General features: G+C 72.6%; 24 protein-coding genes and 1 pseudogene. 7 read left to right on the forward strand and 18 right to left on the reverse strand.

All coding sequences use genetic code 11. From position 1 onward, the window contains the following. Positions 1 to 31: 31 nt before the first annotated feature. From BKD26_RS13450 to BKD26_RS13480, 7 genes and pseudogenes are all read right to left on the reverse strand, one after another. Positions 32 to 1237 carry a sialidase family protein gene (locus tag BKD26_RS13450; protein ID WP_241518675.1) on the reverse strand — a complete coding sequence of 402 codons (1206 nt, stop codon included), beginning with the start codon at positions 1235 to 1237 and terminating at the stop codon, positions 32 to 34. A 106-nt stretch (positions 1238 to 1343) separates the two neighbouring features. Continuing rightward, positions 1344 to 2171: an ABC transporter permease gene (locus BKD26_RS13455; protein ID WP_084898073.1), complete on the reverse strand. Its 828-nt coding sequence runs from the start codon at positions 2169 to 2171 to the stop codon at positions 1344 to 1346. 17 nt (positions 2172 to 2188) lie between these two features. After that, a complete protein-coding gene (locus BKD26_RS13460) occupies positions 2189 to 3130 on the reverse strand; it encodes an ATP-binding cassette domain-containing protein (protein ID WP_084898074.1) in 942 nt (313 codons plus the stop codon). Between the two features lie 87 nt (positions 3131 to 3217). Next, the gene (locus BKD26_RS13465) at positions 3218 to 3859 is read right to left on the reverse strand and encodes a PadR family transcriptional regulator (protein ID WP_084898075.1); all 642 of its coding nucleotides are present in this window, start codon (positions 3857 to 3859) and stop codon (positions 3218 to 3220) included. A 75-nt stretch (positions 3860 to 3934) separates the two neighbouring features. Then, a complete protein-coding gene (locus BKD26_RS13470) occupies positions 3935 to 4471 on the reverse strand; it encodes a DinB family protein (RefSeq protein ID WP_084898076.1) in 537 nt (178 codons plus the stop codon). 89 nt (positions 4472 to 4560) lie between these two features. Next, positions 4561 to 6015 (reverse strand): annotated as a pseudogene (locus BKD26_RS13475) (aldehyde dehydrogenase family protein); the annotation flags it as partial. 72 nt (positions 6016 to 6087) lie between these two features. Further along, positions 6088 to 6969, reverse strand: a complete 882-nt coding sequence (locus tag BKD26_RS13480; RefSeq protein WP_084898077.1) for a helix-turn-helix transcriptional regulator — start codon at positions 6967 to 6969, stop codon at positions 6088 to 6090. Between the two features lie 310 nt (positions 6970 to 7279). Between BKD26_RS13480 and BKD26_RS13485 the strand changes: the two genes are divergently transcribed. Next, positions 7280 to 7801 carry an ATP-binding protein gene (locus BKD26_RS13485; RefSeq protein ID WP_084898078.1) on the forward strand — a complete coding sequence of 174 codons (522 nt, stop codon included), beginning with the start codon at positions 7280 to 7282 and terminating at the stop codon, positions 7799 to 7801. A gap of 88 nt (positions 7802 to 7889) precedes the next feature. Here the strand turns inward: BKD26_RS13485 and BKD26_RS13490 are convergent, their stop codons facing one another. The 5 genes from BKD26_RS13490 to rpmG form a co-directional block, all read right to left on the reverse strand. Next, positions 7890 to 8129, reverse strand: coding sequence for a DUF397 domain-containing protein (locus tag BKD26_RS13490; protein WP_073756965.1), 240 nt, complete (start codon positions 8127 to 8129; stop codon positions 7890 to 7892). 248 nt (positions 8130 to 8377) lie between these two features. Next, positions 8378 to 8623 carry a 30S ribosomal protein S18 gene (rpsR, locus tag BKD26_RS13495; protein WP_073756964.1) on the reverse strand — a complete coding sequence of 82 codons (246 nt, stop codon included), beginning with the start codon at positions 8621 to 8623 and terminating at the stop codon, positions 8378 to 8380. Positions 8624 to 8626: 3 nt separating this feature from the next. Further along, complete coding sequence (locus BKD26_RS13500) at positions 8627 to 9754, reverse strand: GTP-binding protein (protein ID WP_084898079.1); 1128 nt, start codon at positions 9752 to 9754, stop codon at positions 8627 to 8629. Then, on the reverse strand, positions 9754 to 10011 hold the full coding sequence (locus BKD26_RS13505; RefSeq protein WP_084898080.1) for a type B 50S ribosomal protein L31: 258 nt from the start codon (positions 10009 to 10011) through the stop codon (positions 9754 to 9756). The genes BKD26_RS13500 and BKD26_RS13505 overlap by 1 nt, the downstream gene beginning before the upstream one ends. 6 nt (positions 10012 to 10017) lie before the next feature. Next, positions 10018 to 10182: a 50S ribosomal protein L33 gene (rpmG, locus tag BKD26_RS13510; RefSeq protein ID WP_073756961.1), complete on the reverse strand. Its 165-nt coding sequence runs from the start codon at positions 10180 to 10182 to the stop codon at positions 10018 to 10020. Between the two features lie 63 nt (positions 10183 to 10245). On the opposite strand from rpmG, the gene rpmB reads away from it, so the two are divergent. From rpmB to BKD26_RS13525, 3 genes are all read left to right on the forward strand, one after another. Further along, positions 10246 to 10482, forward strand: a complete 237-nt coding sequence (gene rpmB, locus BKD26_RS13515) for a 50S ribosomal protein L28 (RefSeq protein WP_084898081.1) — start codon at positions 10246 to 10248, stop codon at positions 10480 to 10482. Then, positions 10482 to 10787: a 30S ribosomal protein S14 gene (gene rpsN, locus BKD26_RS13520; RefSeq protein WP_084898082.1), complete on the forward strand. Its 306-nt coding sequence runs from the start codon at positions 10482 to 10484 to the stop codon at positions 10785 to 10787. Before rpmB ends, rpsN begins: the two co-directional genes overlap by 1 nt. A 61-nt stretch (positions 10788 to 10848) precedes the next feature. After that, complete coding sequence (locus BKD26_RS13525) at positions 10849 to 11304, forward strand: hypothetical protein (protein WP_084898083.1); 456 nt, start codon at positions 10849 to 10851, stop codon at positions 11302 to 11304. Between the two features lie 18 nt (positions 11305 to 11322). Here BKD26_RS13525 and BKD26_RS13530 read toward each other — a convergent pair whose 3' ends face one another. Further along, complete coding sequence (locus tag BKD26_RS13530; RefSeq protein WP_084898084.1) at positions 11323 to 13446, reverse strand: FUSC family protein; 2124 nt, start codon at positions 13444 to 13446, stop codon at positions 11323 to 11325. A gap of 90 nt (positions 13447 to 13536) precedes the next feature. After that, positions 13537 to 14697 carry a DUF2786 domain-containing protein gene (locus BKD26_RS13535; protein ID WP_084898085.1) on the reverse strand — a complete coding sequence of 387 codons (1161 nt, stop codon included), beginning with the start codon at positions 14695 to 14697 and terminating at the stop codon, positions 13537 to 13539. A gap of 111 nt (positions 14698 to 14808) precedes the next feature. Here BKD26_RS13535 and BKD26_RS13540 point away from each other — a divergent pair, with 111 nt between their 5' ends. The 3 genes from BKD26_RS13540 to BKD26_RS13550 all read left to right on the forward strand — a co-directional run bounded on the left by BKD26_RS13540 (position 14809) and on the right by BKD26_RS13550 (position 19428). Then, on the forward strand, positions 14809 to 15543 hold the full coding sequence (locus tag BKD26_RS13540; protein WP_084898086.1) for an ABC transporter ATP-binding protein: 735 nt from the start codon (positions 14809 to 14811) through the stop codon (positions 15541 to 15543). 14 nt (positions 15544 to 15557) lie between these two features. Continuing rightward, positions 15558 to 17630 (forward strand): FtsX-like permease family protein, encoded by a 2073-nt coding sequence (locus BKD26_RS13545; RefSeq protein ID WP_084898478.1) that lies wholly within the window; start codon positions 15558 to 15560, stop codon positions 17628 to 17630. Between the two features lie 109 nt (positions 17631 to 17739). After that, positions 17740 to 19428, forward strand: coding sequence for a bifunctional 3'-5' exonuclease/DNA polymerase (locus BKD26_RS13550; RefSeq protein WP_084898087.1), 1689 nt, complete (start codon positions 17740 to 17742; stop codon positions 19426 to 19428). Positions 19429 to 19465: 37 nt separating this feature from the next. Here the strand turns inward: BKD26_RS13550 and BKD26_RS13555 are convergent, their stop codons facing one another. From BKD26_RS13555 to BKD26_RS13570, 4 genes are all read right to left on the reverse strand, one after another. After that, positions 19466 to 20698 carry a hypothetical protein gene (locus tag BKD26_RS13555; protein ID WP_084898088.1) on the reverse strand — a complete coding sequence of 411 codons (1233 nt, stop codon included), beginning with the start codon at positions 20696 to 20698 and terminating at the stop codon, positions 19466 to 19468. A gap of 65 nt (positions 20699 to 20763) precedes the next feature. Then, positions 20764 to 21276, reverse strand: coding sequence for a SigE family RNA polymerase sigma factor (locus BKD26_RS13560; protein ID WP_084898089.1), 513 nt, complete (start codon positions 21274 to 21276; stop codon positions 20764 to 20766). 178 nt (positions 21277 to 21454) lie between these two features. Further along, positions 21455 to 21847: a rodlin gene (locus tag BKD26_RS13565; protein ID WP_084898090.1), complete on the reverse strand. Its 393-nt coding sequence runs from the start codon at positions 21845 to 21847 to the stop codon at positions 21455 to 21457. 158 nt (positions 21848 to 22005) lie between these two features. After that, positions 22006 to 22398: a rodlin gene (locus tag BKD26_RS13570; RefSeq protein WP_084898091.1), complete on the reverse strand. Its 393-nt coding sequence runs from the start codon at positions 22396 to 22398 to the stop codon at positions 22006 to 22008. Between the last annotated feature and the right edge of the window lie 62 nt (positions 22399 to 22460).

The raw sequence follows: 22460 nt of genomic DNA on the forward strand, positions 1-22460 counted from the left end.
AGCCCTCACGCAACGTGAGGTGCAAGTCCGTTCAGTCCTGGCACGCCAGCCGGAACGTGACCCAGCGCACCCCGTCCGGTGATATCCCGTACGCGCAGCCGATGGCGGCCGACCGCAGGTACCCCAGGCGCCCGCGCGTGACGTGGTACATGCCGGGCCCCGCGTCCCGGAAGGTGCGGCCGCCGTCGGCGCCGGCGTACGTTCCCCGCTCCCCGTGCACCACGAGGCGCCCGCCCGGGCCGGCGACGGGCACGCCCATCAGTGTGCGCGGCTCCCGCTGCGGGCCGCTCACCCACACGCGCGTCCAGGTCCGGCCCCCGTCCACCGAGCGGTGCAGTGCGCGCAGCGGGTTCTTGGCCGGCTCCACGCCCGGCACCTCGCCGCGCTCCGCGGCGTACACCGCGTCCGGGCCGACCGAGACCGCGACGCCCCACGCCGGATCGGCGCCGGGGCTGGGCAGCCGGCTCACCGTCCACGTCCGGCCGGCGTCCCGGGAGACGGCGAGCGCCGTACCGCCCGAGCGGGGATCGGTGCCCGACACCCACCAGGACCCGTCCGGCTCCGCCTCGCCCGCCGGCGCCGGGTGGGCGCCGAGCCGCGGTTCCCGCGCCAGGAACCGGACCTTGCCGTCCTGGGGTGAGATCACCACCAGCCGCGGTCTCGCACACTCCTGCACGACCGCCCCGGCCGGCCCCGGGCACTGCGTGGACAGCACCGCACCCTCGGGTATCGCGTCGGCCGTGCCCGCCGCCCGCAGGTCGCCCATCCGCCAGGACCGGCCGGCGTCCGTCGTGAACCACGTACGCAGCGGGTGCCGTTCGCTCGCTTCCTGTATCAGCGCGCGCCCCGGTCCCAGCACCGTGATCATCGCGCTGACGCCCACCGTGCCGTGCACCTCCGGCAGCGGCGAGGTGCGCAGCACCCAGCGGGCCGCGCCCCTGTCGAGCACCGCGACATGCTGGCGGCAGAAGCCGTTCGCCGGCGTCACCTCGTCCTCCACGCACTGCGCGAGCAGCACGAACCCGCTGCCGTCGGCGGCGAATCCGACGCTGTGCGCCCAGCCGGGAAGCTCGGGGGCCGACGGGACACGCGGCAACGGCGGCACGGACGACGGCGACTCCGACCGGGGCGGCGCCGACGACGATGCCGAAGCCGACGGCGCCGGCGGCCGCGAGGCGGGCGCCCCCTCCCCCGTACAGCCCCCGGCCAGCAGCGACGCCGACAGCGCCATCACCATCCCGATCACGCGAGCACACCTGTGCATGGAGCTCCCCCTGCCCTCGGGCCGGTCCGCGGCGAACCGTGCTGCTTTGGATACACCGCGAACCGCCGTCAGGTTCCACTCAGCGGCTCAGCCGCCGGAATCTCCGCACCGCCAGCGGGAAGAAGACCGCGAGCAGCGCCAGCGGCCACCCCACCGCCAGCAGTTCCGCGTGCTGCGACGCCCACGACGACCCCGCGGCCTGGGCGGTCCCCGGGGGGCCGACCAGTTCCCGTACCGCCGTCGCGGTCGACGACAGCGGGTTCCACTCGACCACCGACCCCAGCCAGCCCGGCATCGTGCCGGGCGCCGCGAACGCGTTGGAGAGGAAGGCGACCGGCCAGACGAGGATCTGCACCGCCTGCACGAGCTCCGGCCTGCCCGCCACCATCGCGAGGTGGATGCCGATCCACAGCATCGCGAACCGCAGCAGCAACAGCAGTGCCACGGCCGCCAGGAACGCGCCGAAGCCGCCGTGCGCCCGCCAGCCGATCGCGTACCCTGCACCGATCATCACGGCCAGGCCGAGCACCGACTGGAGCATGTCGGCGACCGAACGCCCCACGAGCACGGCGCCGTCGGCCATCGGCATCGACCGGAACCGGTCGATCACGCCCTTGTTGAGGTCCTGCGTGACCGCCAGCAGGGTCGCTTCGAGGCCGAACGCCATGGTCAGGGCGAACATGCCGGGGACGAGGAAGTCGATGTACGCGCCGGTCACGCCGCGACCGCCGCCGATGAGGTAGCCGAACATCAGCAGCATCATCACGGGGAAGGCCAGCCCGACGACGATCTGCACCGGTTCACGCGCCCAGTGCGCCAGTTCACGCCGGGTGATCGTCCACGAGTCGGCCAGGGCCCATCCGAGCCGGCCCAGACCGGACCCGCTCGTGTCCGTCGTGCTCGTCATTCCTGTGCCGGTCGCCGTCATACCGCCGAGACCTCCTTCGGCTCGCCCGTCAGGTGCAGGAAGACCTCGTCCAGCGTCGGCCGCCGCACCGCGATGTCCTCCGCCTCGATCCCGGCCGACTCCAGGTCCCGTACGACCCGGGTCAGCGCCGCCATCCGGTCCTCGACCGGGGCGCTGACCAGCCGCCGGTCCTCGTCCACGTGGGCCCCCGCGGGTACCAGGGCGGCCGCGGCGGCCAGGTGCCGTACGTCGCGCACGACGACGTCGATCCGGTCGCCGCCGACCTTGCCCTTCAGCTCGTCCGCCGTGCCGTCGGCGATGACCCGGCCCCGGTCGACGACCGAGATCCGGTCGGCGAGCTGGTCGGCCTCCTCCAGGTACTGCGTGGTGAGCAGGACGGTGGTCCCGCCCCCCACCAGGGAGCGCACCGAGTTCCACACTTCCGCCCGCCCGCGCGGATCGAGCCCCGTCGTCGGCTCGTCCAGGAACAGCACCTCCGGCTCCGTGATCAGCGAGGCGGCCAGGTCCAGCCGCCGCCGCATCCCGCCGCTGTACTGCTTGACCGCCTTGCGGCCGGTGTCGGCGAGCCCGAACCGCTCCAGCAACTCGTCAGCCCGCGCGCCCGCCCGCCGGGCGCCCAGGTGATGCAGCCGCCCGAACATCTCCAGGTTCTGCCGCCCGCTCAGCCCCTCGTCCAGGGCCGCGTGCTGCCCGAGCAGCCCGATCCGCCGCCGCACCTCGTCCGGGCGGGCCCGCACGTCGTACCCGGCCACCCGGGCCGTGCCCTCGTCGTGCCGCAGCAGCGTGGCCAGCACCCGCACCGCGGTGGTCTTGCCGGCGCCGTTCGGCCCCAGGACGCCGTGCACCGTGCCCCGCCCGACCACCAGGTCCAGCCCGTCCAGGGCCTGCTTGTCGCCGTACCGCTTCCGTACGCCTTCGACGACGATCGCGTCCGCCATGCATCCCTCCCCAGCCAGTAATCAAAATTGACTACCACACAACGCTAAACCGGATCGACTCATTAATCAAACTTGATTAGCCAGAGCTCAGCGCGCGTCGTCCGGATGCGCAGTCCCCGTCGCGTACGGGTTCTCCTGGTCCTCCGCCAGCACGCCCACAAAGGGGTCACCCTCACCCGCGAACGTGTACGCGCCGCCCTCGATGCGCTCGATCAGCCCGCGTGTCCATTCGGCACCCGCGTCGGCCGAGTACACCCACATGTTCATGATCTCGCCGATGTGACCGAGCGACTCCGGCCCGTCCGCAGGCGTGTAGTACTCCGTGACGCCCGCCCGCCACCGCTCCAGCCCCTCGAGCCGCCGCTTGAGCAGCGCGACGGCCTCCTCGCGCGGCAGGTCGACGATGAAGCCGACGCCCGCCGACAGGACGTCCGTCTTCTGGTCGTACGCCGTCAGCGCCTCGCGCAGCAGCGCGAAGTACTCCGCGGTGCCCTCGTCGGTGATCTCGTACTCGGTACGCGGCGGCCCGCCCGCCGTGCTCGGCGCGGTCTCGTAGGCCCGCAGCAGCCCCTGCTTGGCCATCTGCTTGAGCGCGTGGTAGATCGAGCCCGGCTTGGCGTTGGACCACTCGTGCGCGCCCCAGAACTCCAGGTCGTTGCGGACCTGATAGCCGTGCGCCCGCCCGTGCTGGCGCACGGCACCCAGAACCAGCAACCGGATCGCTGACATCACCTCACGCACCTTCCTAGTCAATTTTGACCAGGGTACGCAGGCGGGCGGAGCCCGGGGCGCAGCCGATGGACGTCAGGCATGCTCCAGGGCGATCAGCCCGAACGCGTCCCTACCGTCCAGCGACTCGCGGATGATGTCGGCGTGCCCGGCGTGCCGGGCGATCTCCTCGACCAGGTGCATGCCCAGCCACCGCATCGAGACGCGGCCGTCCTTGGGGAACCAGGGCGCCTCGGGCAGCGGGAAGGTGTCGTCCAGGCTCGGCACCGTCCGCAGGAAGTCCTCGGTCTCCTTGGCCACCCCGTCCCAGAACACCAGGATCCCCTGGATCGACTCGCCCTCCACCAGCCGGAAGCTGTCCCCCCAGGTCGCCTCGGTGCGCTGCTTCTCGTTCGGCTTCCGCTGCGCCATCCGCAGCCAGGTCAGCTCCATCTCGGCGCAGTGCTTGAGCAGGCCGGAGAGCGACAGTTCGCTGGCGCTCGGCCGGGACGCGGCCTGCTCCTCGGTCAGCCCGAGCACCGAGCGGCGGACCGCGCCGCGCTGCGCCTCGATGAAGGAGAGCAGCGCGCCGCGCTCGTCGCCGTGAGCCTCTGCGGGAACGTGAGTGACCATGACCTGGTCCGCCTTCCGGTCGTTTGCCTTACATCGACCAAGGTACGGACCCTTGCGGACAGGTTCTGTCCTCGACTCGCCGCCGTCAGAAAGGGGAAGCGGCTCCTGCCGTGCTGGATCGAGATCCACTTGTACGTGGTGAAGGCGTCCACCGTCGACTCGCCGTTCAGCCGCCCCACGCCCGAGTGCTTCTCGCCGCCGAACGGCACGATGGGCTCGTCGTGGACGGTGCCGTCGTTGATGTGGATCATTCCGGTGTGGATGCGCTGGGCGACGCGTACACCGCGCTCGACGTCGCCCGTGTGCACGGCCCCGCTGAGCCCGTACGGGGTGTCGTTGGCGATCCGTACCGCCTCCTCCTCCCCGTCGAAGGGGATGAGCATCACGACCGGGCCGAAGATCTCCTGGCCCAGGACCGGCGAATCGGCCGGTATGCCGGCCAGTACGGTCGGCGCCACGACGTTGCCCTCCGCGCCGCCCCGCAGCAGGGCCGTCGCACCCGCGCCGACCGTCTGGTCGACGAGCGTCGTGACCGCCTCGGCCTGGGAGGCGTTGATGAGCGGGCCGATGTGCGTGGCCGGGTCGGCCGGGTCGCCGGTCTTCAGGGTGCGCACCTTGGCGACGAACTTCTCGGTGAACTCCCGCTCCACCGACCGGTCCACCAGCACCCGGTTGGCGGCCATGCAGACCTGCCCCTGGTGCACGAACCGGCTGAAGACGGCCGCGTCGACCGCGTAGTCGATGTCCGCGTCGTCCAGCACGATGAGGGCGCTGTTGCCGCCCAGTTCCAGGACGGACCGCTTGAAGTTGGCGGCGCAGACGGTGGCGACGTGCTTGCCGACCCGGTCGGAGCCGGTGAACGAGATGACCTTGGGCACCGGGTGCTCGATCAGCGCGTCACCGATCTCCGCGATGTCGGTGATCACGACGTTCAGCAGACCGGCCGGCAGGCCGGCGTCCTCGAAGATCTTCGCGACCAGGCTGCCGCCGAGGATCGGCGTGTTCTGGTGGGGCTTGAGGACGACCGCGTTACCGAGGGCGAGCGCCGGGGCGACGGACTTGATCGAGAGGAGGAAGGGGAAGTTGAAGGGGCTGATGACGCCGACGACGCCGACCGGGACCCTGTAGAGACGGTTTTCCTTGCCGTCGACCGGCGAGGGGAGGATCCGGCCCTCGGGGCGCAGCGCCAGGTTGACCGCCTCGCGCATGAACTCCTTGGCCAGGTGCAGCTCGAAGCCGGCCTTGGTCCGCGTACCGCCGAGCTCGGCGATGATCGCCTCGGTGATCTCGGCCTCGCGCTCCTCGATGAGCCGCAGCGCCCGCTCGAAAACGGCGCGGCGCGTGTACGGATTGGTGTCCGCCCACGCGCGCTGTGCCCGCTCGGCCGCCCTATAGGCCTGGTCTATCTCCTCGACCGTGGCCACGGTTATGGAGGCGAGCTTCTCCTCGTTGTACGGATTGAAGTCGATGATGTCCCACGAGCCGCCGCCGGCCCGCCACTCACCGTCTATGTACTGCAGGGCCAGGTCTGTGAAGTAGGACATGCCATCCCTTCCCGAGGGCGCGCACTCTGACTCATGACGAGACGTTTGATGAGACGTCATCCTACTGGCGAGTCAGGTGAGTTGGAGGAGACCTCGGAGAAGGTCGCGGCTTTCCTCGGGGCCCGGACTGTCCTGATGCAGCCGCGCCATGACCCGCTCGTACTGGGCCACTTCCTCGCGCTTGTCGAGGTAGAGCGCGCTCGTCAGCTGCTCCAGGTAGACGATGTCGGAGAGGTCGGACTCGGGGAACCGGAGCATGGTGAAGGCGCCGCTCTCGCCCGCGTGGCCGCCGAAGCTGAAGGGCATGACCTGGAGCGTGACATTGGGCTGCTCGGAGACCTCGATCAGGTGCTTGAGCTGGTCGCGCATCACGGCGCGGTCTCCGTACGGGCGGCGCAGGGCGGCCTCGTCGAGAACGGCGTGAAATCGCGGTGCCCGCTCCGAGACGAGCACCTTCTGGCGCTCCAGGCGCAGTGCCACGCGCCGGTCGATCTCGGCCTGCGGGGCGTCCGGCATGCCACGGGCGACGACGGCGTGCGCGTACGCCTCCGTCTGCAACAGGCCGTGCACGAACTGCACTTCATAGATGCGGATGAGCGAGGCGGCGCCCTCCAGGCCGATGTACGTCTGGAACCAGCCCGGCAGCACATCTCCGTAACTGTGCCACCAGCCGGCGACGTTGGCCTCCCGGGCGAGGCCGAGGAGGGAGTCACGCTCGGTGTCGTCGGTGACGCCGTACAGCGTGAGCAGGTCCTCGATGTCCCTCGCCTTGAAGCTCACCCTGCCCAACTCCATACGGCTGATCTTGGATTCGGACGCCCGGATCGAATAACCGGCGGCCTCACGCGTGATGCCGCGCGACTCACGCAGCCGCCGCAGCTGCGAGCCCAGCAGGATGCGCCGCACCACGGAACCGCTCGATTCACTTGCGGTCACGTCTCCAACCCTCCCCATCGCTGATGTGTACGACGGAGCACCCCCGAGCTCCGAGACGCCGGATTCTGCCACCAAAACGCTTCAGCGCGTACTCGCTCGATTACGGAAAGACGAAGCCTTGACCGAGTGGCGCCCCTGCGGGGGTCCTACCGGTGAAAGTCATGGGGGGAAGATATGACCAGCAACCGGCACGGGGGTGGACAGGTCGGGCGCGTGCACGTGCATCTGCCCTTGCATCGGATGGTCGCATTCGGAACCATGGAGCCCGCGCACCTGCGTAGCCGTTCGTGTTGTCGCACCACAGCCGCGAATCCCGGGAGTGCCTCGCATGGGGACGAATGGATCGACCATGCTCGAGCCTTTAAGGCAGGGGCTTCCGCCGATCGACGCCGCTTCCGTCTCCAGTTCCGCCTCGTGCGCGCTGCCCGCCCGCTACGAAGCGGTGCGCGGCGCACGGAAGTTCACCAGTACGACGCTCGCCCAGTGGGACCTCACCGACCGGTTCGACGACGTCGCTCTGGTCGTGTCCGAACTCGTCACCAACGCGCTCCGGCACGCCCTGCCCGCCGACACGCCCCGCGACGCCCCGCACGACCCGCCCGTACGGCTGCACTTGATGCGCTGGGCGAGCCGGCTGGTGTGCGCGGTGCGCGACCCGAGCCCGGACAGCCCGGCGACGCGCGAGTCGGAGGAGGACTTCTCGGCGGAGTCGGGTCGCGGGCTGTTCCTGGTCGAGTCCTTCAGCGACAGCTGGGGCTGGCACCCGCTGGCCGGCACGTTGCACGGCAAGGTGGTCTGGGCCCTGTTCCGCCTCCCGGACGCCCAACAGGCGCAGGGGCGGACGCCGTAGAACGCCGCAGGGGCGCCCCTAGCGGGGCGCTCCGCTAGGGCCGGGCCCGGACCTGGACCCAGACGCGGGCCCGGGCCCCCGAGTGGGCTCAGCCGGCTGTCAGGTGGTCGAATTCGCCGTCCTTGACGCCCAGCAGCAGAGCCTCTATCTCGGCCGGGGTGTAGACCAGCGCCGGGCCGTCGGGGTGCCGGGAGTTGCGTACAGCCACATGGCCGCCGGGCAGTTTGGCGAACTCCACGCACGAGCCCTGTGAGTTGCTGTGCCTGCTCTTCTGCCACACGACGCCGTGAAGCTCTGTGGCCGCCATGCCGTTGTACACGTGGTGCACAGGACGCTCCCCGAGATACATGATGCAGGTGTCAACTATCGGGATCATAGCGTCGACTCACATGCATACGCGCGTGCAGATGCACGTGCACGCCGTGTGTTCCCTCGGTTACAGGCCCTCGTGCTACTCCCCCGTACGCCAGTAGAGACGTACGACGGGCCCTTATGGCTCCCTTCTTCCTCTCACGACATACGAAAAGGCCCTCCTGGAAGGAGGGCCTTGTACCGAACGTGCGTACGCGAGGGACGTCAGCGCGCCGACGAGGAGTACGGCAGCAGGGCCATCTCCCGCGCGTTCTTGATCGCGCGGGCCAGCTGGCGCTGCTGCTGCGCCGATACGCGCGTCACACGGCGGCTGCGGATCTTGCCGCGGTCGGAGATGAACTTCCGCAGCAGGTCCGTGTCCTTGTAGTCGATGTACGTGATGCCGTCGCGGTCCAGCGGGTTGGGGCGGGACTTCGCGGGCTTGCGCTCGGCCGAGCGGCGGGGGGACATGGGTCAGACCTCCAGGAGGGCGTCGAAGGCGGGCGGGAGCCGCTTCCAGGCCTCGCGGCCCGCGGCGTACTCCGCGTCGGTGAGCAGGCAGGAGTCGAGGAGTTCGGCGAGCCCCTCGCGGTCCAGGCCGGGCGAGGTGAAGACCAGGTGCTGGCAGCGGTCCCCGTGCTCGGGGTCCCAGTCCAGCGCGGCCGCCGCCCGGCGCACGGGCGGGACCATCTCCCAGGCGGCGTCCGGCAGCGAGGCGAGCCACGGCCCGGCGGGCTCGACGCACAGGGCGCCGCCCGCCGCGTCCCACGCCAGCAGCGTGTCGGGCCGGTCGGCCAGCCAGAACCGCCCCCGGCTGCGCGCGGCCGCACAGCACAGGTCCTCCAGCGCCGCGTACAGCCGCTCCGGGTGGAACGGACGGCGCCGGTGCCACACGTACGTACCGACGCCGTGCGCGTCCGCCTCCTGGGGCAGCAGCGCACAGGCCGGGTGCTGTGCGGCCGCCGCCGCCTCGACGTCGAACCCGGCCAGCGCGGCGGCGGCCAGGTCGCCGTCCGGCACCGGCACCCGGCGGGCCGTCGGGTGGAGCTGGGCGAGCAGCGCGCGGTCCTCGTCGTCGGCCTCGGGGCTGTCGAGGACGGCGAGCACGGGCGCGTACTCCAGCTGGCGCGCCCAGGTGTCGGCGACCGTGCGCTGGTCGGTGGCGGCCGCCGCGAGCCCCGCTTCCATCAGGTCGTCGCCGTTGCCGAGGTACGGCAACAGCAGCGCCGGGTCGACGGCGGTGATCACCGAGCTGACCGTCAGTCCGGCCGCCGCGACGACCTCGGCCATCGCCTTGGGCTCGACCGAGTCCCAGAGCTCGACGACCGCGAGCCGGGTGAGCCCGGCGTCGGCGAGCCGTTCCAGCTCGGGCACCAGGTCCTCACGCAGGGCGCAGCACGCGCAGTCGTTGACCAGCGGTGTCTCGTCCGTCGACAGGACACCGGTCGCGTCGCGCACGGTACGGGTGACCGTGCCCCGCTCGGCGGCGGCCGCCAGGTCGTGGTGGAGCGCCACGCTGCCGGGAACGGTGGCGAGCAGCCGCTCGACCGCGGCCGCGCGGGCCTCGGAGTGCAGCCCGCCGACAAGAGCGACGGACAGCATCAGCGGGCCCCGAGGCGCCGGCCGTAGCGCTGCTCGAACCGCTCCACGCGCCCCGCCGTGTCCAGCACGCGCGCCTGGCCCGTGTAGAAGGGGTGGCTCGCGGAGGAGATCTCGACGTCGATGACGGGGTACGTGTTGCCGTCCTCCCACTCGACCGTCTTGTCGCTGGTGGCGGTGGAGCGGGTCAGGAAGGCGAAGCCGCCCGCCTTGTCACGGAAGACGACGGGCTCGTACGGGGGGTGGATTCCGGGCTTCATCGCGCGTCAGCGCTCCTCTCGGAAGTCGACGTGGCGTCCGACGACCGGGTCGTACTTGCGCAGCGTCATGCGGTCGGGGTTGTTACGGCGGTTCTTGCGGGTCACGTAGGTGTAACCGGTGCCGGCGGTGGACCGGAGTTTGATGATCGGTCGGAGTTCGTTGCGGGCCATGGGGTTAGAGTAAGTGGAAATGGTCTCCATTACCAAGACAGCGTTCAGAGAGGTAGGTCACCCTTGTCCGCCCACTGCCAGCTGACCGGCGCCCAGCCGGGCTTCGGCAATCGCATCTCGCACTCGCACCGGCGTACGCCCCGGCGCTTCGACCCCAACATCCAGCGCAAGCGCTACTGGCTGCCGAGCGAGGGCCGGTACGTCCGGCTCACCCTGTCCACCAAGGGCATCAAGACGGTCGACACCATCGGGATCGAGGCCGCTGTGGCCCGGATCCGCGCCCGGGGAGTGAGGGTCTGATGGCCAAGAAGAGCAAGATCGCGCGCAATGAGCGGCGCAAGGAGGTCGTCGAGCGGTACGCGGCCCGGCGCGCCGAGCTGAAGGACATCATCCGGCGGCCCGGCACCCCGGAGGCAGAACGGGCCACCGCCCAGGCCGAGTTGCGGCGCCAGCCGCGCGACGCCAGCGCCACCCGCGTACGCAACCGCGACAGCGTCGACGGCCGCCCCCGCGGCCACCTGCGGAAGTTCGGGCTGTCCCGGGTGAACGTGCGTCAGCAGGCGCACGCGGGCTTCCTGCCCGGAGTCACCAAGTCGTCCTGGTAGCAGGCAACTACCGGCTGGTAGCTTGTCGCGCGTTTCCGACACCGATTTGGGGAGACGTGGCGTGGACGCGCACAGGCTCGTACGGGCAGGGATCGTCGCGGCGGCGGGCACGGCTGCCGTGCTCGCACTGGCCGGCTGCGGCGGCGGCCGGGACCAGCAGCGCGGCGACGACCCCGGCGACGGCGGGAAACTTGTGACCAGCCCCACCGCGTCCCCGAGCGCCTCCCCTTCCCCCGCGGCCGGGGCGGCGTTCGAGGGGTCGTGGGTGGGGCTCACGGACGGCAAGCCCGTCAGCCTCACCATCAAGAAGGGCCACGCCCTGGTGCTGGCCGAGGCGCACGTCTGCCAGGGCACCGCCCAGGGCACGGACACCGTGACACTGACCCTGACGTGCGACGACGGCTACACCGCTCGTACCAAGGGCTCCGCGGACGCGGACAAGGAGAAGCTGGTCGTCTCATGGAGTGCCGGGGTCAAGGACACGCTCACCAAGGCGGCCGTCCCGCCGAAACCGTGACCTGGGGAGGTCACGGCCTCATTGCCCCTGTTTGTTGTCCCCCTGCTCAAGAGAGCCCTCCTCAAGAGAGCCCTCCTCGAGAGACCCCTCCTCAGAAGGGCCGTCCTCAAGGGCGTCCGACAGCGCGTCCAGGGCCTCCAGCAGCAGCCGCGCCCCATTGCGTACGACGGAGTCGGGCACCGTGTCGGCGTCCCACCGGGCGACGGCGTCACGCACCGGGCCCCAGCGCGGGACCCGGCGTTCCCGGACGGCCTTCGCCCCCTCCTCCGTGGCGTGGCGCAGCGCCTCCGCCAAATCGGCGGCGGCCGGCAGCGGGGCGGCGTCGCGGTCCGGGAGGTGAGCCTCCATCAGCATGGCGACCCGGCCCAGCTGCGCCAGGGCGTCCCCCGCGTCGGCAGCCGCGGTGCGCGACAGGCCCCGGTGCCGGACCGGTTCGTGGGCGGCCCGTTCGACGGCGTCCTGCCAGGCCACGCGCGCGTCCCGGGTGGCGAGCAGCGTCTCGCGCACGGCGGCCGTGCCGCGCGCCGCCGGGTCCGCGTAGTGGGCGACCACACAGGCCGCGTAGCGCCCGTCCGCCGCCAGCCAGTCGGCCAGCCGGGTACGCAGCCGGGGCGTCTCCCAGGCCGGGTACACGGCGTACGCCACCATCGCGAGGACACCGCCCAGCAGCGTCAGCACCACCCGCTCGGGAACGGTCTGCGTCCACTCCGTACCGCCCATGCCCAGCAGGAACACCACGTACGCCGATACACAGACCTGCCCGACCGCGTACCCCGTGCGCATCAGCAGGTACATCCCGAAGGCGCAGGCCACCGCCAGCGCGGCCGAGGTGTACCGGCCCGGGTGCGCCGCCTGGACCACGCCCGTGGCGAGCGCCACGCCCAGGAGGGTGCCGCAGAAGCGGGCCACGGAGCGGGAGTACGTCTGGGTAAAGTCCGGGCGCATGGCCATGACGGCGGCCATCGGCGCCCAGTAGCCGTGTCCAAGGGGCAGGGCCGTACCGATGGCGTACCCGCCCGTGGCGACGGCACTGACGCGGACGGCATGCCGGAAGACCGGGGAGGCGGGGCGCAGTTCGCCCCGGATGGTGCGTACGGCGACGGGGACGAGCTGGAGGAGGGTCGGGCGCGCCCGCAGCTCGCCCACCTCGGCCCGGTCCGTGGGCGTCGCCGTCTCGACGACATCCTCCAGGAGGGCGGCCAGGCGGGTCGCCGCGCGACGGGCCGGGCCGGTCAGGACGGCGCCCGTGTCGGGCGTGCGCAGCGCGGCGAGGGCGGCGGGCGGGAGGGTGGCGGGACGGCCGTGGCGGATGGCGCGGGCGGCGGTGTCGAGCACGGAGGCGGCGGCTCCGAGCAGTTCGCACACCCGGTCGCGCTGCGGGCCCTCGCGCTCCACGCCGACGGCCGGGTCGGCGAGCGAGGCGAGGACCGGGCGGATGCGCTCGGCGAGCCCGCGCGCGCCGTGCAGTTCGGCGGGGCGGCGGCGGGCCTGGTGGGGCGTGACGGCGGCGGCGCTGCGCGCGGTCATGAGCGGTACGGGGTCGAACGGGGCGTACGGGTCGTGGCGGAGGCGCCGGGCGTAGTCGGCCTCGGCGGCCAGCGCGTCGGCGAGCGCGTCGCGCTGGGCGCCCCAGCGGCGGATGGGGACCAGGACGACGAGCGCGGCCTGGACCAGGCCCCCGACGGCGATCATCGCGGCGTGGCCGGCGGCGTCCGCGACGGAGGTGGGGAGGGTGACGGTGACCAGCATGATCGCCACGTTGGAGGAGGCGATGATGCCGGTGGTGGGCCCGGTGGCCCAGGCAAGGCCTGCCAGGAACGTCCACAGCGCGAGCAGGGCGAGGAAGAGCACGAGGTGCGCGCCCGTCAGGTACCCCAGGAACGTGGACACGGCGAGGCTGGCCCCGGACGCGAGCGCGAGAGTGGGGCGCGGGCGCCAGCTGCGCTGGAAGGTGGCGATGGCCGCCTGGAACGCGCCGAACGCGGAACTCACGGCGACACCGGTGCCGAACAGCGCCAGGCTCGCCCCGACGACCAGCGCCAGCCCGGCGGCCCCGCGCAGCGCGACCAGCGGCTCCAGGCGCCGCCGCTCGACCTTCAGCCCCGAACGGGCGGTGGCCTTCAGCGCTCGGAGCCAGCTCATGGGGTCGAGCGTAATGGGTTGGTTTGCCCTGCTTGGGGTTTGCCCTGCTTGGGGTTTGCCCTGCTTGGGATCGCCCTACTTGGGATCGCCCTACTTGGGCAGCCGCCCCCGCCCCGGGCCGTCCGTCCGCCCGTGGTCCGTCCGCGCCCGGTCCGCCGCCGCCGTGCCGTGGTGCCAGCCCGCCTCGTCGGTGGCGCCCCGGACCCGGGTCGTCGTCGTCTCGGGGAACATCCGGTCCGCCCGGGCCGTGACCGCCACGTCCCGGGCCGCCAGGACCGGCAGCAGCGTCGGCTCCTCGGCGGTGACCCGGCGGGAGGTGGACGCGAGCCGGTCGCCGAGCCGGTGGGCGTACGCCAGCAGGAACGTCTGGCGGAAGGTCTTCGTACGCTTCCGTCCCCCCGCCCTCTGCTCCCCCTCCGCCTTGACCATGGCGCCCATGCCCTGGACCAGCAGCGAGGTGTGGAGCAGCTCGACGACCTCCAGGTCCGGCTCGAAGCCGACGACCGTCGAGAAGCCGAACGCCTCGTTCCACACCGCCCGGCAGCGGTTCGCCGACGCGACCGCGTCCAGCAGGATCGCCTTGGCCGTCTCGTACGGCGCGTCGACGCCGATCCGTATCGCGGCGGGCTCCTCCGCGCTGTGCGTACGCGCCGCGAGGGCGGCCTCGTCGAGACTGTGCCGGGCCATCAGCTCCTGGGCCTTCGCGGTGAGCGCTTCGGCCTCCTCCGGGAACCCGGTCGCCTCCGCCTTGGCCAGCAGCGCCCGGATCCGGGCCAGCATGCGCGGCTCTCCGTGCACGGGCGCGGTGTGCAGCGGCGACGCGCCGGGCACGGGGCCGACCGGCTCGATCGCGGGGAGGCGGGCGAGCAGCCGGTACAGCTCCAGCACGGCCGTGGCGTACGAGAAGCGGTCGGCGCGCCAGTCGCCGCAAGGCAGCTCGGCGAGCTGCGCGGCCCAGCGAGGCGGCAGCTGCTCGTACCCGCGGGTCTCGGCGACGATCAGCCCGGCGACCAGCCGCACATGGTGTTCGTCCAGGTCACGGCGTACGAGCCGGACGACATCGGCCGGCTGCCAGCCGCGCTGCCACGCCCGGCGTACGAACTCCTCGCCGCGCCGGGCCAGTTCCGCGTCCGCGCCGGGGTCGGCGGCGAGGAGCGAGGCGCCGGTGTCGAGGGCGGCGTCGTCCTCGGCGTACAGGGCGGCGGCGAGCGCCCGCTCGACGACGCCTGTCCCCGTGTGCCCCGCTGTCATGAAAGTGCCTCCTCGCCCGTCACCTCCATGGTCGCAGGTAGGGCCGGCCCTACCCCGAAGACACCTGCCAGCGGTCGTGATCACGAGCGGCGAAAGCGGTTCGCTTGAGGCATGACCACAACCGCCGTCCGGCTCACCGCCCTTCGTCGCGCGTACCGCGACGTCACCGCGCTCGACGGAGTCGACCTCGGCTTCCGTGCCGGTTCCTTCACCGCCGTCATGGGGCCGTCCGGGTCCGGCAAGTCGACGCTGCTCCGGTGTGCGGCCGGGCTCGACCGGCCGACCGGCGGGCGCGTCGAGGTCGACGGGGTCGACCTGGGCGGGCTGAGCGAGCGGCGGCTGACGCTGCTGCGGCGCGACCGGATCGGGTTCGTGTTCCAGGCGTTCAACCTGCTGCCGTCGCTGACCGCCGCGCAGAACGTCGCGCTGCCGCTGCGGCTGGCCGGGCGGCGGCCGTCCCGCACGGAGGTGCGCGCCGCCCTCGCGCGCGTGGGGCTGGCCGACCGGGCGCGGCACCGGCCGAACAAGCTGTCGGGCGGCCAGCGACAACGCGTGGCCGTCGCGCGGGCACTGATCACGCGGCCCGCCGTGCTGTTCGGTGACGAGCCGACCGGGGCGCTGGACACCACGACGAGCCGGGAGGTGCTGCGGATGCTGCGGGAGGTGGTGGACCGGGACGGTCGGACGGTCATCATGGTCACGCACGACCCGGTGGCGGCGTCGTACGCGGACCGGGTGGTCTTCCTGGTGGACGGGCGGGTGAGCGGCGAGCTGACCGCGCCCACCGCCGAGGCGGTCGCGGGCCGGATGGCCGGGCTGGAGTCCCTGGAGCGTGCCTCGTGCTGAGCCTGAGCCTCGCGATGAGTGGGCTGCGCAGCCGGTGGGCGGCGTTCGCCGGGAGTTTCGTCGCCGTCGCCCTGGGGGTGGGGCTGCTGGTGACCATGGGCCTGGGCCTGGCGTCGACGTTCGACGCGCCGGAGCGGGCACCGCGGCGGTTCGCGGCCTCGCCGGTGGTGGTGATCGGTACGGACACGCTCACCGTCGGGCGCGTGTCGCACCGGTTGTTCCATCCACACCCTGTGGACGCGCGACTGCTCACCGAACTGCGGGCGCTCGGGCCGGTGGCGACGGACGGGCGACCGGACGCCGTCGGCGTGGACGCCGATCCCGCCGCCGTACACCGGGTCGTCGGCGACCGCGGCCGGGTCCTGACCGGTGACGAGCGGCGGCAGGCCGACCCCGAGCCGGAGCGGGACGCCGAGGCGCTGGTCACCGTGAACGCCCTGCTGGGCACGGCCGGCGGGGTCACCGCCTTCGTGTCGGTGTTCGTCGTCGCGTCGACGTTCGCCTTCGCGGTGGCGCTGCGCCGCCGGGAGTTCGGGCTGCTGCGTACGGCGGGGGCGACGCCCGGGCAGGTGCGGCGGGCGCTGCTCACCGAGGCGGCCCTCGTCGGGGTCGCCGCCTCCGCCGCCGGGTGCGCACTGGGCGCGTGGGGTGCGCCGGAGCTGGCCAGGGTCCTGGTCGAGGGCGGGATCGCGCCCGAATGGTTCACGATCCGGGACGCCGCCTGGCCCTTCCACGTCGCCTTCTGGACCGGCCTGGCCGTCGCCGTCACCGGCGCCTGGGCGGCCGCCCGCCGGGCGGGGCGCACCGGCCCGGCGGAGGCGCTGCGCGAGGCCGACGTCGACAGCGGCGTCCTGCCCCTCGGCCGCCGCCTGCTGGGCGCGGCGCTGCTGGTCATGGGCGCCGCCCTGCTCGCCTGGACGCTGCTCAGCGACCCGTCGGAGCTGCTCAAGCGCAAGACGTACACGACCCAGCCGATGGTGCTGATCACCGCGGTGGCGCTGCTCGCCCCCCTGCTCGTACGTCCCGTGGCGCGCGCCCTGCCGCTGCCCGGCGCCACGGGGATGCTGGTGCGGGAGAACGCGACCGCCGCCCTGCGCCGTACCGCCGCCGTCGCCGCGCCCGTCCTGGTGACCGTCGCGCTGGCCGGGTCCTTGCTCGGCTCGGCCGGGACGGTGACCGCGTCCAAGGCGGCGGAGGCCCGGCAGCAGACGGCGGCGGACCACGTGGTGACGGGCCGTAACCTGCAACCGATACCGGTCCCGGGCGCCACCCTGTCCCCCACCGCGTCCACCGGTGTCTTCGTCCGGGACGGGGAGTCGGCCGTCGTCCGGTACGAGGCGCGGGCGGTCACCGACCCGGCCGCCTTCGCGGTCCTGGCGCGGCTTCCCGTGGTGACGGGTGACATACGAAACCTGGACGACGGTTCGATCGTGATCAACCAGGAGATCGCGAACAGCGAGTCCGGAAACCGGGCGGTCGGCGACCGCATAAACGTGTGGCTGGGCGACGGCCGGCAGGTGTCGCTGCGGATCGCGGCGGTGCTCGCGACCGGGACGGGAGACAACGGCCCATACGTCACGACCGCCAACGCCCGCGCGGCGGCGGTCGACCGGATCGACGTACGGCTCCCGCCCGGCACCGGCCCCGCCGTGCTCCGCGCCACCGGCGGCACGGTGACCACCACCGACGCATGGGCGGCGCCCCGCACGAGCCCGCAGACCCGGCTCGGTCTCCTCGTCGTGCTGGGCATCGCCCTCGTCTACACCGCGATATCCCTCGCCAGCACGCTGTCGATGGCCACGTCCGTACGGGGTGGGGAACTGCGCTCGCTCCGGCTGACCGGCGCGACACGCCCCCAGGTCCTGGCGGTCGTCGCCGGCGAAACCCTCCTCGCGGTCGCGGTCGGCGCGGTGCTCGGCGCGGCGGTGGCGGCGGTCGGCCTCGCCGGCCTCGGCGCCGCCCTTGCCTCCCTGTCCGCCCCGGCGACCATCACGGTCCCCTGGGGCACGCTGGGCGCCGCCCTGGGCGGCTGCGCCGTGGTGGCCGTCGCCTCGGCCCTCCTGGGCGCAGCCCGCACCGGCCGGTGAGCGCCGGGGCCCGGCACCCGTACCGGAGCCGGGCGGGGCCGGACCGGCACGCTCTCGCAGCGCGGTCAGTGCCGGCCGGTTGTCAGTGCCGGGTGCCAGACTCGCATGCGTGAGCGAACGCTGGCTGGTGGACGGCACCGAGGGCGGCGGGGCGCGGCTCGTCCCCCTCGGCGGGGACGGCCTGCCCGCCGGTCCGGTGCTGACCGAGCCCGACCTGGTCGAGGCGGTGCGGTCGCGGCCGGGCGTCGGCCGGTGGGTGTGGCGGTCCACGGCCGCGCTGTACCCACGGCTCCTGGCGGCCGGTGTCCGGGTCGAGCGGTGTTACGACATCGAGGACGCCGAGCAGTTGCTGCTCGGGCACGAGGGGCGGCTGGGCGAGCCCCGCTCGGCGGCGGCGGCCTGGGCGCGGCTGCACGACCGTCCCGTACCGGCCGATCCGCCGCTCCGGGCCGCCGAGCCGGGCGCGCAGTCGCCCCTGTTCGAGCCGCAGACGCGTCTGGAGGTGCCCTTCGAGGGCCTGCTGGAGGTGTACGCGGACCAGCACCGAAGGCACACGGCCGCCGAGCACCCCGGCCGGATGCGGCTGCTGACCGCGGCCGAGTCGGCGGGGATGCTGGTGGCCGCCGAGATGACCCGGGCCGGCCTGCCGTGGCGGGCGGACGTCCACCGGACCGTCCTGCACGAGCTGCTGGGCGAGCGGTACGCGGGCGGGGGCGAGCCGCGCCGGCTGGCGGAGCTGGCGGACGAGGTGTCGGCGGCGTTCGGCCGCCGGGTGCGGCCGGACCTCCCCGCCGACGTGGTGAAGGCGTTCGCCCAGGCGGGGATCAAGGTGCGCTCGACGCGCCGCTGGGAGCTCGAGGAGATCGACCACCCGGCGGTCGGGCCGCTCATCGCGTACAAGAAGCTGTACCGGATCTGGACGGCGCACGGCTGGGGCTGGCTCCAGGACTGGGTGCGGGACGGGCGTTTCCGGCCGGAGTACCTGCCGGGTGGCACGGTCAGCGGGCGCTGGACGACCAACGGCGGCGGCGCCCTGCAGATCCCGAAGGTCATACGGCGGGCGGTCGTCGCCGACGACGGCTGGCGGCTCGTCGTCGCGGACGCGGACCAGATGGAGCCGCGGGTGCTGGCGGCGATCTCCCGGGACCCGGGCCTGATGGAGGTGGCGGGCCACGGGGACGACCTGTACACGCGCCTGTCCGACCGGGCGTTCTCCGGTGACCGGGAGCACGCGAAGCTCGCGCTGCTCGGCGCCGTCTACGGGCAGACCAGCGGGGACGGCCTGAAGAACCTGGCGGCCCTGCGCCGCCGGTTCCCCCGGGCGGTGGCCTATGTGGACGACGCGGCGAAGGCGGGCGAGGAGGGCCGGCTGGTGCGCACCTGGCTGGGCCGGACGAGCCCGCGCGCCGCGGGCGCGGCGGAGGCCGACGAGGCGGGTATCCCACAGGAGGGCGTGGAAGAGCCGCTGTCCGACGCCGAGTTCACGCCGGGGTACGCGTCGGTGAACGCCCGCGCGCGCGGCCGGTTCACCCGCAACTTCGTCGTACAGGGCAGCGCCGCCGACTGGGCGCTGCTGATGCTGGCCGCGCTGCGGCAGGCCCTCTCCGGGATGCGGGCGGAGCTGGTCTTCTTCCAGCACGACGAGGTGATCGTGCACTGCCCGGCCGAGGAGGCCCCGGAGGTCGACGAAGCGATCCGTACGGCCGGGGACGCGGCCGGCCGGATCGCGTTCGGGGACACACCGGTGCGGTTCCCGTTCACGACGGCGACGGTGGGGCGCTACTCCGATGCGAAGTGAAGTGTCGCCGACGCCTTCGCTCGCTCGTCGCTCGCTCCTACTTGAGCGTCAGCCAGGAATCGTGGACGGCCACCGCCTTCAGCTGCTCCATCGTGGCGGGCGGCGTCGTCCGGTTGGCGTCCCGGTGCGGGTACTCCGCGTTGTACGAGGTGATGGTGACGCGCAGGCCGTTCGGCCGCAGCGCGTCGACCCGCCACTCGGTGACGCCCTTGCCCTTGGCGGGCCGCTCCGACGTGGCGATCCTCGTACCGTCCGGGAGCGTCTCGCTCCACCGCGGTTCCCCGTCGCCCGGGGCGCCCTTCGGGGTGAGGGTGGCCCGGAGGTGGCTCTTGGTCTTGTTCTTGACGTCGTACGCGATGATGTAGCCGGTCGTGCCGTCGCCGCCGCCACCGCGCGGCGACAGTCCCTTCGGTGAGAGCCTCTGCAACCGCTCCATGACGGCCAGGCTTCCCGAGACGTGCACCTCCCGGGTGAAGAGGTCCGGGTTGGGGATGCCGTACTTGGTCATCGCCGAGTTCAGCATCCCTATCAGGTTGGACGTCTGCATCTCCGTGAAGGGCGGGTGCGCGCGGGTGGCTCTGCCTTCCTTCGGCAGACCGTTGAAGGTGGTCAGCTCGACGAGGTAGCCCTCCTCGGACAGGCTCACCGAGCGCGACGTGCGCAGGCCCCTGTCCTCACTCACGACGGTGGCCGAGCCCCCGGCCCACGGCTCGCTGTGACAGCTGATGGCGGGCGGGGTGAGCTTCTTCGGGCAGACGACCAGCTTGCGGTTGGCCGGGGCCTTGATGTCGGCCCGCTTGATGGACACCTCGACGAGGGCCTCGCCGAATCCGTCGTCGTACACCAGGGACGCGTCCGCCGCCTGGTTCGGGTCCCCGAAGTTGCTGGTGCCGCGCTGCTGGGTCAGCTTGCCCTTGGGCAGAACCCGCTCCAGGATCTGGATCATCTGGTCGGCGGAGACGCGGATGTGCTGGTCGGGGTCGTTCGTCTGGGGGTCCGGCGTGCCGGAGGGTGTCACGTCCGGGGACGGGTACGGGGACGGGCCGTTGACGGTGGCCACCTCCTGGGCGGAGGAGGTGCCGAGCAGCCAGCCCCCGTAGACCGCCGAACCGGTCAGCGCCATCACGGCGGCCGCCCCCACGGCCGCACGGCGGCGCATCACCCGGGCACGCCCCCGCCGCAGCCCGCCCTCCACGATCGCGCGGTGGTCCGTGATGAAGGTTTCGCCGGTGCGGTGCATCGCCTCGGAGACGTCGTCCTCAAAGGGCATGGGGAACCACCGTTCGTGGGTCGTGTGACGTTCGTGGTCGCAGGGTCGGTGGGGGTGGCAGTCGCTCAGTGCGCCGGTACGAGTTCGGCGAGGCTGCCGCCCAGTTGCTCGCGGAGCCGGGCGAGCGCCCGGGTGGAGCGCGTACGTACGGCGGCCGCGCTGACGTTCATGGCGGCGGCGGTCTCCTCGACGCTGCGGTCCTCCCAGTACCGCAGCACCACCACGGCCCGGTCCTTCGGCGCCAGCCGCGCCAGCGCGTCGAGGAGCGCCACCCGCAGGGCCGGATCGTCGCCGCGCCCGGTGGCGGTGTCGGGCAGCTCGGCCAGCGGCCGCTCGCCCGAGGAGCGCCGTCGCGCTTGCGTGAGGTAGGTGCGGACGAGGACGGTCTGGGCGTACGCCGCGGGGCTGTCGATGCGCGCCATCCGGCCCCACAGCGCGTACATCCGTCCCAGCGTCTCCTGCACCAGGTCCTCGGCGAGGTGGGTGTCGCCGCTGGTCAGCAGGCAGGCGGAGCGGAAAAGATGCCCGGTGCGGCCCCCCGCGAACTCCATGAACTCGTCCGCTCGGGACCTTCTCATGCCCTCCCCTTCACCCCGCTGCCGTCGTCCTTCACCCCATTGACGCGGCAGCCCCCGGCAAATGTTTCACACGACTTCCCTCCCTCTCCGCCTCCCACCACGCGCACGAGGGCGGGCCCCACATCCGTGGTGCCGGATGTGGGGCCCGCCCAAGTGGTGGCTACGCGCGTGTCGTGCGTCAGTCCTGGACCGCGACAGCCGCGTTCTCCGCGATGACCTTCTCCAGGATGTGCGACAGGGCGCTGTCACCCTTGACCGCCGTGGAGTTCTCCACGCACTGCTGGTCCTGCTGGTCGTTCAGGATGTCCTGAACACCGACGTTGACCAGCGCCACGATGTTCTGGACATCGGCGTAGATCGGCAGACCGATGCAGGGCTTGTTGAGCGTGCCCTGGACCAGGCCCACCTGCGGGCTCTGGTGACCGCCCGTCACGGTGTTGCCGTAGACCTGCTTGGAGAAGTTGCCGTTCTGCGTGTCGATACCGCGGTCGCCCACGGCCGAGGCCATCGGCGCCGACGCGCCGAGCACGGCCGCAGCGACGCCGGCGGTAGCCAGAACCTTCTTGATCATGGTTCATCCAATCGTCGAGAGACCCGGTGCTCGGGTCGTGCCGCGCCCGGCATCGGGCGCGTGAAGGGGGGTGTCAGCCCTGTGCGCGTGGCGGCGAGCGCCACGCGGTACCGTCCCGCACGACCGACCCAGTGGTCGTGCGGGACGGTGGCGTCACGTCAGTCCTCGACGGAGGCCGAGACGTTCTCGGAGAGAACCTTCTCCAGGAGGTGCGACAGGGCGCTGTCGCCCTTGACCGCCGTGGAGTTCTCGGCGCACTGCTGGTTCTGCGTGTCGTTGAGGATGTCCTGAACACCGACGTTGACCAGGGCCACGATGTTCTGAACGTCGGCCTGGACCGGCAGACCGATGCAGGGCTTGTTGAGGGAGCCCTGGATCAGCCCGATCTGCGGGCTCATGTAGCCACCGGTGGTCGTGTTGCCGTACGACTGGGTGGCGAAGTTGCCGTTCTGCGTGTCGATTCCGCGGTCGCCCACGGCGGCGGCCATCGGCGCGGACGCGCCAAGGACGGCCGCGGCGACGCCGGCGGTGGCCAGAACCTTCTTGATCATGGTCCATCCTTCTCGTCGAGAGACCCGGTGCTCGGGGTCGCCCTGATCAACAGCGCCGCACC

The sequence above is a fragment of the Streptomyces sp. CB03238 genome (assembly GCF_002099185.1).
Classification (GTDB): Bacteria; Actinomycetota; Actinomycetes; order Streptomycetales; family Streptomycetaceae; genus Streptomyces.

Coding starts and splice junctions, on each gene's coding strand:
- BKD26_RS13450 (WP_241518675.1), bottom strand. CDS start 1,237: ATGGTGATGGCGCTGTCGGCGTCGCTGCTGGCCGGGGGCTGTACGGGG.
- BKD26_RS13455 (WP_084898073.1), bottom strand. CDS start 2,171: ATGACGAGCACGACGGACACGAGCGGGTCCGGTCTGGGCCGGCTCGGA.
- BKD26_RS13460 (WP_084898074.1), bottom strand. CDS start 3,130: ATGGCGGACGCGATCGTCGTCGAAGGCGTACGGAAGCGGTACGGCGAC.
- BKD26_RS13465 (WP_084898075.1), bottom strand. CDS start 3,859: ATGTCAGCGATCCGGTTGCTGGTTCTGGGTGCCGTGCGCCAGCACGGG.
- BKD26_RS13470 (WP_084898076.1), bottom strand. CDS start 4,471: ATGGTCACTCACGTTCCCGCAGAGGCTCACGGCGACGAGCGCGGCGCG.
- BKD26_RS13480 (WP_084898077.1), bottom strand. CDS start 6,969: ATGGGGAGGGTTGGAGACGTGACCGCAAGTGAATCGAGCGGTTCCGTG.
- BKD26_RS13485 (WP_084898078.1), top strand. CDS start 7,280: ATGGGGACGAATGGATCGACCATGCTCGAGCCTTTAAGGCAGGGGCTT.
- rpsR (WP_073756964.1), bottom strand. CDS start 8,623: ATGTCCCCCCGCCGCTCGGCCGAGCGCAAGCCCGCGAAGTCCCGCCCC.
- BKD26_RS13500 (WP_084898079.1), bottom strand. CDS start 9,754: ATGCTGTCCGTCGCTCTTGTCGGCGGGCTGCACTCCGAGGCCCGCGCG.
- BKD26_RS13505 (WP_084898080.1), bottom strand. CDS start 10,011: ATGAAGCCCGGAATCCACCCCCCGTACGAGCCCGTCGTCTTCCGTGAC.
- rpmG (WP_073756961.1), bottom strand. CDS start 10,182: ATGGCCCGCAACGAACTCCGACCGATCATCAAACTCCGGTCCACCGCC.
- rpsN (WP_084898082.1), top strand. CDS start 10,482: ATGGCCAAGAAGAGCAAGATCGCGCGCAATGAGCGGCGCAAGGAGGTC.
- BKD26_RS13530 (WP_084898084.1), bottom strand. CDS start 13,446: ATGAGCTGGCTCCGAGCGCTGAAGGCCACCGCCCGTTCGGGGCTGAAG.
- BKD26_RS13535 (WP_084898085.1), bottom strand. CDS start 14,697: ATGACAGCGGGGCACACGGGGACAGGCGTCGTCGAGCGGGCGCTCGCC.
- BKD26_RS13540 (WP_084898086.1), top strand. CDS start 14,809: ATGACCACAACCGCCGTCCGGCTCACCGCCCTTCGTCGCGCGTACCGC.
- BKD26_RS13545 (WP_084898478.1), top strand. CDS start 15,558: ATGAGTGGGCTGCGCAGCCGGTGGGCGGCGTTCGCCGGGAGTTTCGTC.
- BKD26_RS13555 (WP_084898088.1), bottom strand. CDS start 20,698: ATGCCCTTTGAGGACGACGTCTCCGAGGCGATGCACCGCACCGGCGAA.
- BKD26_RS13560 (WP_084898089.1), bottom strand. CDS start 21,276: ATGAGAAGGTCCCGAGCGGACGAGTTCATGGAGTTCGCGGGGGGCCGC.
- BKD26_RS13565 (WP_084898090.1), bottom strand. CDS start 21,847: ATGATCAAGAAGGTTCTGGCTACCGCCGGCGTCGCTGCGGCCGTGCTC.
- BKD26_RS13570 (WP_084898091.1), bottom strand. CDS start 22,398: ATGATCAAGAAGGTTCTGGCCACCGCCGGCGTCGCCGCGGCCGTCCTT.